Annotated in this window: 5 protein-coding genes; 1 reads left to right on the forward strand and 4 read right to left on the reverse strand. The window is 49.1% G+C overall.

The window, feature by feature from the left end:
* The 4 genes from WCO51_05720 to WCO51_05735 form a co-directional block, all read right to left on the reverse strand.
* A partial coding sequence (locus WCO51_05720) for a hypothetical protein (GenBank protein MEI6512759.1) occupies window positions 1-1357 on the reverse strand: 1357 nt, incomplete at its 3' end.
* 472 nt (window positions 1358-1829) lie between these two features.
* On the reverse strand, window positions 1830-2612 hold the full coding sequence (locus tag WCO51_05725; protein MEI6512760.1) for a class I SAM-dependent methyltransferase: 783 nt from the start codon (window positions 2610-2612) through the stop codon (window positions 1830-1832).
* A 304-nt stretch (window positions 2613-2916) separates the two neighbouring features.
* Complete coding sequence (locus WCO51_05730) at window positions 2917-4005, reverse strand: uroporphyrinogen decarboxylase family protein (GenBank protein MEI6512761.1); 1089 nt, start codon at window positions 4003-4005, stop codon at window positions 2917-2919.
* A gap of 117 nt (window positions 4006-4122) precedes the next feature.
* Window positions 4123-6252 (reverse strand): alpha-galactosidase, encoded by a 2130-nt coding sequence (locus WCO51_05735; protein ID MEI6512762.1) that lies wholly within the window; start codon window positions 6250-6252, stop codon window positions 4123-4125.
* A gap of 181 nt (window positions 6253-6433) precedes the next feature.
* Between WCO51_05735 and WCO51_05740 the strand changes: the two genes are divergently transcribed.
* Window positions 6434-9352 carry a sugar-binding domain-containing protein gene (locus WCO51_05740; GenBank protein MEI6512763.1) on the forward strand — a complete coding sequence of 973 codons (2919 nt, stop codon included), beginning with the start codon at window positions 6434-6436 and terminating at the stop codon, window positions 9350-9352.
* The last annotated feature ends 23 nt before the right edge of the window (window positions 9353-9375 follow it).

Below are 9375 nucleotides of genomic sequence, written 5' to 3' on the forward strand. Positions count from 1 at the left end.
TGCTTCGATCACCTGGCGGATCATCATCCTGATCTTCATTGGTCGGGTTGCCCTCAACCTTCTTGTCCTTCTCCCACACATCGGCAATGTGGTTGCCATTCTCATCAAATGGGAGTGAGACTTCCTTCAGACCTGTGTTCTGCAGATGGGCGACGACAACGTCTGAAACAACGTCGTTTTCGCCATCAATGTGGGCAGTGACCTTTAACTTAGTGAATGCGCCTCCATCGAAGCAGCTCAGGGTGATGCTGGATTGCTTTAGCTTCTTCTTGCTTTTGGCAGACTGCCCGTCTTTCTCTATGCTCTCCAAACTGGGGTTGTCTGTCTTGAGTATCTGAAGATCAGGCTTCTCTTCATTCCACGGGCTATTCCCGCATGAACCAGGTTCATTCGAGGTATCGATCAGTTCATACTCGAACTGCGCGGTCTTCTCTTTGGCCTTCTCGTCAGTGACGGAGTTTCGTAACTCCACGTCGAAGGTGATCGAATTCCCTGCATTCCCTGCGGATGTCCCAGCGGATGGCAGCCAAGATTTATAGTCACCCTTTGGAATGATGACCGCATTCACGCGCTCAGGTCCTTCGCCGCACTGAACGCTCCATGAGACTTTTATCGAACCTTCGTAAGTCGTTTCTGTTTCATCCGTCTTCTTGTATGAATGGGAAGCGCTGCCAGAAGTAAAGAATCCGCCATCCTTGCGAGGGGCGTAAGTGGCCTGTAATTTCTTTTGAAGCGCAGTCAGCTCGCCATCTTGTAGCAATAAAAACTCTTCGGGGTTTTCGAATACCCAATTCGCGGCCTTCGAGGCATACATATTTACTTTATCTATGCGTGTTGTTTCATATACCGGAGTGGCGTTATCGCCGTAGCCATCGTAGCGGACGAAATTTCGAGAGGTTCCGGATGCTGTTCCATTGCAATCCCTGAAAAAGTCACTGACGTTGATCTCCACTTTGTAAGGCGGCCCTGAGCTAATTCTAGCAATCCCTGCTTGTGGGGAAACAGACTCGGGGTCAATCGAGTAGGTCCAATCATCCCTGTTAGGTTTCAGCCCTTCTGCGTGAACCAAAAATGAACCCTTGCCATTGACGGTCATTTGGTTCTTGTGGCTGATAAACTCCAGTTGCATTCTGCCCTTGCCGGTGTTGCTCACTATCTTGTATTCGACCGTTTCAGTCAACTGGCAGGCGAACTCATCATTCATAACGCCTATGCCTTCGCTTCCAGGACGCTTAGCGGATGCAGTGACAATAGCATTAACGGTGAGGATGACTTTGTCCTTCGGTTTCGTGTCTGCGGCCATCAAAGGAACTGCAGAGAGAATAAGGATTAAGATGGCAAATATTCTGTTATTCACATTACGCCTCCTGAAAATTCTGTATTAGCCGTATGAGATCAATGTCTTCTTTAATCTTCTGCTCCCATTCTGATGCCCCATACCCCACACCGTTCTAAACTTATTTTTGTTGACTTTTCTAGGACGGTATTCGTCGATAACTGGTCGTTGCCTTAGTAGATGGTGACTAAGATAATTAATTGTTCACAAAATATCGATGATAGATGATATGTTACGCTATAAATGACCCCATGTCAATCAAGGAGAAGCGCGGATGTCGTCCGAATAGTTTGTGAAGAACTTATGAGGCGCTGAGAAGCCTTGTGCAAAGCAAAATTTGCCTAAATTGCCGATACTCACCACACAAGAGGACTAAAAGGCGGCTGTTATATGTGCCTAGTAAGTTGTGACGATAGAAGCTCATTGCAATCTCAAACGCGGGAACTTAGTTGATTCGTACGGTGAATTGCTTGGGTGATGAATACCGTGAAATTTATGCCGTGATCTTTTTGGCAATGACTTCCATACAGGCTCGATAACGTTCACTGATGCCATAACGAACAGGTTCAAAACCAAACTGACGTAATAATGTATACAGTCTACTGCGAGTGAAGTTGTGATAGTGTTCAATCTCATTCCAGTATGGATTCACGTTATTTAGGTCAAGAGCTTTCCAGAGAACACTTTCCATATTGGGCAGTGAAACAAACAAAACCCCATTATCAGACAATAAGCCATGAGCCGCTTGCAGTGCGTTTTGCGGGTAAGGTATATGTTCCAACACGTCCGCCATGCTGATGACTGCACACTTAAAATCAAGAGATATTTTACATATATCTTCACAGTGAGCTTCGACACCAATAGAGCGCATGGTATTCACTGTGTCCATACGCAAATCAAGACCGATGGGGGTAAAGCCGTATTCATGAGCAGTAAAAAGCAAAGAACCATTACCAAAACCCACATCCAACCAATACCCCGTGCTAATGTATGGTAAAATTTTTTCTATCATTCGGGATGAAACAATTCTCTGCCCTTCAATATCAAAGCCTACCTGTTGGTTCTCGATAGTTTTGCTATAAATTAATTGACAGACTTCATCCGTGTAATAACCTTCTGTGAAAATATGGCTACAGCTAACGCACTGTTTCCACTTTATGTGAGGGCTCAATTCGCTGTAATACGTTAGATATTTTGTGCTGTCACCCGTAACGGAATCAATCAAGTTTGAGCAATCACATAAAGGGCATTTACCAAATAAAATACGTTCTTCCACTTAATATCCTTCCAAATTAAAAATGTTGTAGCCCTAAACACTCACTTTATAGGCATTATCACTAAAAAGTCGGCAGAAGCATCCGTCCAATTATGAGCAAAAGCAGTTTATCCCACTTCCGAAGATGAGCAGATTATCTGGCTCAGAAATTATACCGCCAAGATTCCATTTCATGTCGCTGATTGCGATATCAGTGAAACAGAAGTCACAAATACTCAGGCTGACATTCTGGCTGTTGCAATATTGGCATACTATCGTCCAAAGAGATGCACTCCAGGACAGCAATTCGAATGCAGGGATTTGTTCACTTGGTTTGGTTGTGAGGATAGAAGCTCCTTGCTGTCTCAAACATGGCGTAGATGTTCTCGGGTGGGGTGCCAGCTTGGATAGCATGAGAAGGACCTAAGATGTAGCCGCCATCTTTGCCGAGAGTTGTAATGAGGTGTTTAACTTCTTCTTGAACTTGTTCAGGCGTCCCGAAAGGCAGGGTTGATTGAACGCTGACCCCGCCCTGAAAACATAACCGTTCTCCATGAGTTGCTTTTATCTCGACAGCATCCATCTTAGCAGCATCGAATTGAAGCGGTTGCAAGACATCAACGCCCATATCGATGAGACCGGAAACGACATCCATGACAGCGCCGTCGCTGTGGTAAATAATCTTGGCTCCATGTTCGCGAATGATTTTATTGAGGCGAACGTGATAGGGCTTGATGAACTCCTCCCACATTTTTATTGACATGAGTAAGCCGTTCTGTCCGCCAACATCATCGGCGGTGAACACTAAATCAACCTCATCATTAGCAGCGGTCAATACTCTTTGGATATATTCACAATAGAAGTCCGTCACACGGCTCATGATCCCATGCGCTATTTCAGGGTTAACGGCCAGATCCATGAACATCTGTTCGAACCCACGCAGGTACCAGGAGGTCTCATAGAGGGGCGAAGTGCCCGCCATGATATAGCGTTGTCTTCCAGAATGCTCTTCGGCTATCGCGTTGGGAAGAACCGAATAATCAAACCAATCAGGACTGGGCCATGGAAATTGCTCAAGCTCATCCATGCTCTCAGCGTTCGCCAGTGGGTGATGGTCGATTTCGTAGTAAGTTGCCAGTCCGCACTTCATTGCCTTGCGCCTGATACCCCACATGTCGTAGCCAGATTCATAGCTTGGTCCATGGTATCCAGGGCCGACGCCTGTGATATCGAGCATTGGGTCAAGATAGCTATAGGTATCGTCATAGCCTTTACTGCGAACATACGCTTCAAATTCACTGCCCGCAGGATCGTTGATACCTGAACAGACCATTGCTATCGGAACCCGATCCGTCTCTTTGTGCGCCAACGCTAAACTAACTCGCTCGTAGCTAGTCAACTGACCGTCTTTCATCTTAAATCTCCTCTTCTATTGTGTCGCGATTAAAGATAATGCAACGGAAACGACCTAAACTATTATCAAATAACGTCTAACTCCATACACTGCTTAGGCCGTCTTATCAGGTAACTATTACCCCACCGCCTTGCATAACAATAGCTCCGAGTCCAAGGCAGAATCCAAGCGGATGGGGAGGCCGGTGTAGACTAGGTCTTTGCCCTCCATTACGAACGTTGTACCGGTTCTGTCGCTGGTGACCTCGTAGCGTTTGGCGGGGTCGAGACCCTTGAAACGCATGAGGTATTCATTCTCTGACCCCGCTGTACGGAAGAGGCCGGCGATAGCTTTTGTCTTGTCTCTTGAGACGAGTTCCATCACGCCGATCCCATATGGGTCGGACATGTGCGTAAGAGTCGGAGTGTGGTGGTAGATACGGCTGGTGGGCAGGAAGGGCCGTACGAACTCTTTATACATCTTGACCGTGCGCTTGACACGCTCCATCAATACAGGATTTGGTTCTGCTCCTACTAACCACAATACGGTGCCTATCGTAGGCCTGCCGAACATCGCCAGGCGGCACTGCCAATCGATAGACCCGGCAAGATGGGTTGGCTGTCCCTGACCTATCAGGTGCCTATCAACAAGTTCAGGTGGCAAAGCTATCGTCATGCCGTTCCCAATAGTGAAGGAATAGGGCGGTTGCTGCTGGTCAGTGACCCAAGTATGGCTGAAACGTTTAATCATCCCAAAGTCCGTTCGGCCTCCACCGCCGGCACAGTTTTCGAGGATCAGATCGGGGTACCGCGCTCGGATGCGATCGAATACTGCGTAAAGCGTCTCATAATATCGCCAATAATTGTTCTCGACGAATCCGCCCTCCAATCGAGTGCCGCCATATCCGAGTGTGCAGTTGTAGTCAAGACGGAAGAAGTCAAGCTCGTTCTCTTGAATGACACGGTTAATGGAGTCTTCGAACCAGCGGGCCACTTCGGGATTGCTCAGATCGACGGGGCTAAAGCGTTCGCCTGAGTATGAGAGCGATCCGTATTCGGGGTGCTCCTTTGCCATGCGGCTTTCATGGCCAATGCGTTCAGCCTCCATCCACAGGCCCCAGAGCATCCCTTTCTCATGGCAGCGTTTTCGAAACGACGCGAGCCCTTCTGGTAGCCGGTTGCCGACATTCCAATCTCCTACCCTAGTTGCCCAATAGGTGTCCTTATCGCCATACCATCCTGCATCGATAAACACGACTTCAGCCCCCAGTTCAGCGGATACGTCTATTGCCGAATTCACTAATTCAGGGGTCAACTCAAATATATCACCAGCGATACCGCCTTCGACCCAGCATCCCCGGCCTCGCGGTTGGGGCATCATCACGCTTTGGCGAACATGATCGTGCATCGCCTGAACTGCCTCATCCAGATCGCCTTGCACCATCCCCAAGTGCATCTCAGGGGTGGCAACGGTCTCTTCGGGAGCGATGATGCGCATGGGAGCGGGAGCTTCGGGTCCTGCGCGGAAGAAGAGCAGTGGAGAGACATTTGCATCCTCGGGGCCGTCGGTGAGGTCGAACTCAAAAGCATAACCACCAGACCAAGCCAACTGACCAATAAAATGCTCACCGGTGATCTCATTTCGTACGACAAACATCGGGTGGCGTGCACGTTTGCGGCGATATCGGCCATTAATGCGATAAGTCGAATTAGGAAGCGGCCGCCAGTCGAATTGACCCTCACGTCCATGGGCATGACCCTGCATATAGCCGACGGAGTAGAGTTCGCCTTCTTTGAGAAAGCGATACTGCAAACCCGCTCCGGTATAAAGGCAACCACTCCACGGATAAGCCGCCGACAGCGCAGCAGGCTGGTCACCGGTATTAGTGATTTCCAGCCACCGGGTGATGATTGGCGTGCCGTCCAATACGGTATGCACGCGGATGGTAACGGGCCTAACGCCATGCTTGAGGATTAAAACGTGATGTAGTTTATTTTCTTCTTGGGTTTGCTCAAAATCAACATATTCCCAATGAGAATGTAGCAATTGCCCATCGAGTTCGACCCAAAAGGCTTGTCTTGGAGCATCGCCGTCGGGAGGCAAAAGCTGTGTTTTAAAGTGCTGCTGCCCCTGCCCATTCCAAGCACGGCCGACATATTGCCCGTTCATCAACGATTCGACGTAAACCGTCATCCCGCTTCTGAAATAGAGCGTCGGGACGGGATCATCGGTATAAAAAACGTTAGTAAAACTCTCCATCTCCGCCATCACTCACACCTCTGTATAAATGCAACGTTAAGAGCAGATAGACTTTCATCCTACATCCCATGTTGCTTTCTTGGTAAAATCAAGCGTACCATCTCTTAGAAGCGTTTGCCTACGGTATAAAAATCCATAGGCAACAATAATAATAATTAATTGCGAAACCCACCCATCAGGAGAGTGCGTCATGAAAACAATGACATCGGTTCAGATTCTTAATGGAAATTGGTTCATCACTACCGACCCCGACAATAGAGGCAAAGAGGTCGACTGGTTTAATTCGATCCCTGAGGATGTAAAACCGGCGCCGGTGCCTGGCGTTATTCAGCAGGTCTTTCCAGCTTATCACGGTTTGGTTTGGTACTACCACAGCTTCCGACCGACACAAAAAGCAACCGCTAATGAGCGAGTTCTACTTCGTTTTGGGTTTGTTGATTATCTATGTGAGGTTTGGCTGAACGGTAAACCGGTTGGCGGTCATGAGGGAGCCGAACTGCCTTTTACCTTAGATGTCACTGAGGCGATTCATTTTGATGCTGATAACTTGCTGGTTGTTCGTATACTCAACCCATCCAATGAGATGATAGACGGCATGGATTGGGCACATACGGCCCACGGGTTCAAGAGCGCTGCATTCATTCCCGGGAGCCAGTACCAATCGGGCGGGATTATGGCCAACGTTGAGTTGCTTGTCGTGCCCTCTATACGCATCGTGGATGTATTCGCGAAGCCGAACCTTACAGATGGCGCTCTCAATGTCCTGATGACCGTGCAAAATGACACCAAAGCAGCAATGACTGGTACCTTGGCTGTTGCAGTTGGCCCAGAGCGGACGGGGGAAGTGCTGGTTTCAGGGACCTGTTCAGGCAATTTTCCTCCCGGCGAAAGCGAGCATCAGATCACCCTCCAGATCAGCCAACCTCATCCCTGGAGCTTTAACGATCCCTATCTCTACTGCGTCTCGGTAGACATGGTAGCGGGGGATTTCTATCACAGGACGAAAGTGCGCTGCGGCTTCCGCGATTTTCGAGTGGTAGACGGCTTTTTCTATCTGAACGGCAAGCGTATTTTCTTGAAAAGCGCCCATACGGCCAACGATTTCCCCATCGGGCAGCATACTACCGATGACCCTAACCTGATGCGGCGCGAAATAGTGAATGCAAAGGCTTCGGGGTTCAACTGCATGCGCTTCATCGGCAGTAAGCCGTATCCAGACCAACTCGATCTCGCCGATGAAATTGGCATGATGTTCTACGAAGAGAGCTTTGCAGGCACGCCCATGGATGATTGCCCCGAATTCCAACGGCGATTCGAGAGGGGCATTCTGGGAATGGTCAAGCGCGATCGTAACCATTCCTGTATAGCCGCGTGGGGATTATTGAATGAACGCTTCGATAATCATCAATTCCACGCAGCAGTGGCGATCCTACCCAAACTTCGCGAACTGGATGATACGAGGTTGGTTTTCCTCAACAGCGGCCGCTGGGACAAGGAGTGGTCAATCGGGTCGCTCTCAAATCCCGGCTCAATGAAGTGGGACTTAGGATGGGGTACTGAGAGGCCGGCAGGTAGTGAGGAACCGCCCAGTGGTGCGCCAGAGCTTGCTGGGGATATCCACTTCTACCCGCATTTGCCACAAAATCTGAATGATCGCAATATCATCCGCAACCTTGGAAAAGATACACAGCCGGTCTTTCTGTCGGAATACGGCATCGGCAGCATGATGGACGTCATTCAGGGCATTCGGCTGTATGAACAAGCAGGCGCTCGTCCTGACCTTGAAGATGCTGTGCTGTTCAGCAACCAGGAAGAGTGGCTTCGCAAGGACTGGATACGGCTCGGTTTTGAGGGAGTCTATCCGTTTGTGCATGATTTTTTACTCGAAAGCGCCCGGAAGCACAACCGCCAGCGCTCGCTATGTTTTGACGCCCTTCGGTCCAACCCGAAAATCGTTGGCCATAACCTCACCAGCACCATGGATAGTGGGTGGACAGGTGAGGGCCTTTGGACGATATGGCGCAAGTTCAAACCGGGTGTAGTCGATGTAATCAACGACGGCTGGGCTCCTTTGCGTTGGTGCCTGTTTGTCGATCCCATTCACGGTTATTTGGGTGATAAATTTACGGTCGAAGCCGTGTTTGCGAATGAAGATGTGCTGGAGCCAGGCGAGTATCCGGTTTGTTTCCGAATCTTTGGCCCGACAGGCATCATTTGGGAGAAACGAACTACCGTCAAAATCCCCGAGAGCAAGCCATTTGCTGTTCCTGTAATTAAAGAAGAGGTTGTACTAAACGGCCCTGCAGGCGCTTATACCTTTGCTGCTGAGTTAGAGAAAGGCGGATGGGCTCCGGCTAATCGGCTGACTTTCTACCAAACAGACAAAAGCTCACTTCCGAAACTAAGCGAAACAGTAATGCAATGGGGCTTGAGCGCAGAAGCTCAAGAATGGCTGGCTAAGAAAGGGGTTAAGTGCGTTCCGTTCACCGAACCGAAAGAGCGAGAGGTTATTCTCGTAGGACTTCCCGAGAATGCTACTGTGACCGACTGGCAATCACTTGCTAAAGCGATGGCCCAAGGTTGTACGGCTGTGTTCATCAATGCGCAAGCATTTATAGAAAGGGAAGAAGGCTCAACCGTATGGCGTTGGCTGCCTCTCGTAAACAAGGGCAAGGCTCGTAAGTTCTGGGGTCTCTTTCAGTTCTGGGATTGTCTCTATCATAAGGAGTGTGTCGCAAAGGAGCATCCCGTCTTCGAGGGGCTGCAAAGCCGTGGTATCATGGATTGGGACTACTACGACCAGGTCATGCCGATCATGATCTTCGAGGAACTGGATACCCCCGATGATGTTGCTGCTGCCTCTTGGGCAACCGGTTATTGCGATTATAGATCTGAGACCGGCTATGTTTGTGGTATTCAATTAGCCACCTACAACTTCGGCGAAGGCCGATTCGTGCTTAATACGATGCAAATCCTCGAATACTTGGGCGAGCACCCGGCCGCTGACAGGCTAATGCTAAACCTAATCAAATACGCCCGATCTTCAGGCCAATTGACTGAATTACCAAGCGATATGGATGCACGATTAAAGGCAATCAATTATGTTTAGTAAACACCACCAACAGGAGAGAG

This window comes from bacterium, from assembly GCA_037131655.1.
Classification (GTDB): domain Bacteria; phylum Armatimonadota; class Fimbriimonadia; order Fimbriimonadales; family JBAXQP01; genus JBAXQP01.

Coding starts and splice junctions, on each gene's coding strand:
- WCO51_05735 (MEI6512762.1), bottom strand. CDS start 6,252: ATGGCGGAGATGGAGAGTTTTACTAACGTTTTTTATACCGATGATCCC.
- WCO51_05740 (MEI6512763.1), top strand. CDS start 6,434: ATGAAAACAATGACATCGGTTCAGATTCTTAATGGAAATTGGTTCATC.
- WCO51_05730 (MEI6512761.1), bottom strand. CDS start 4,005: ATGAAAGACGGTCAGTTGACTAGCTACGAGCGAGTTAGTTTAGCGTTG.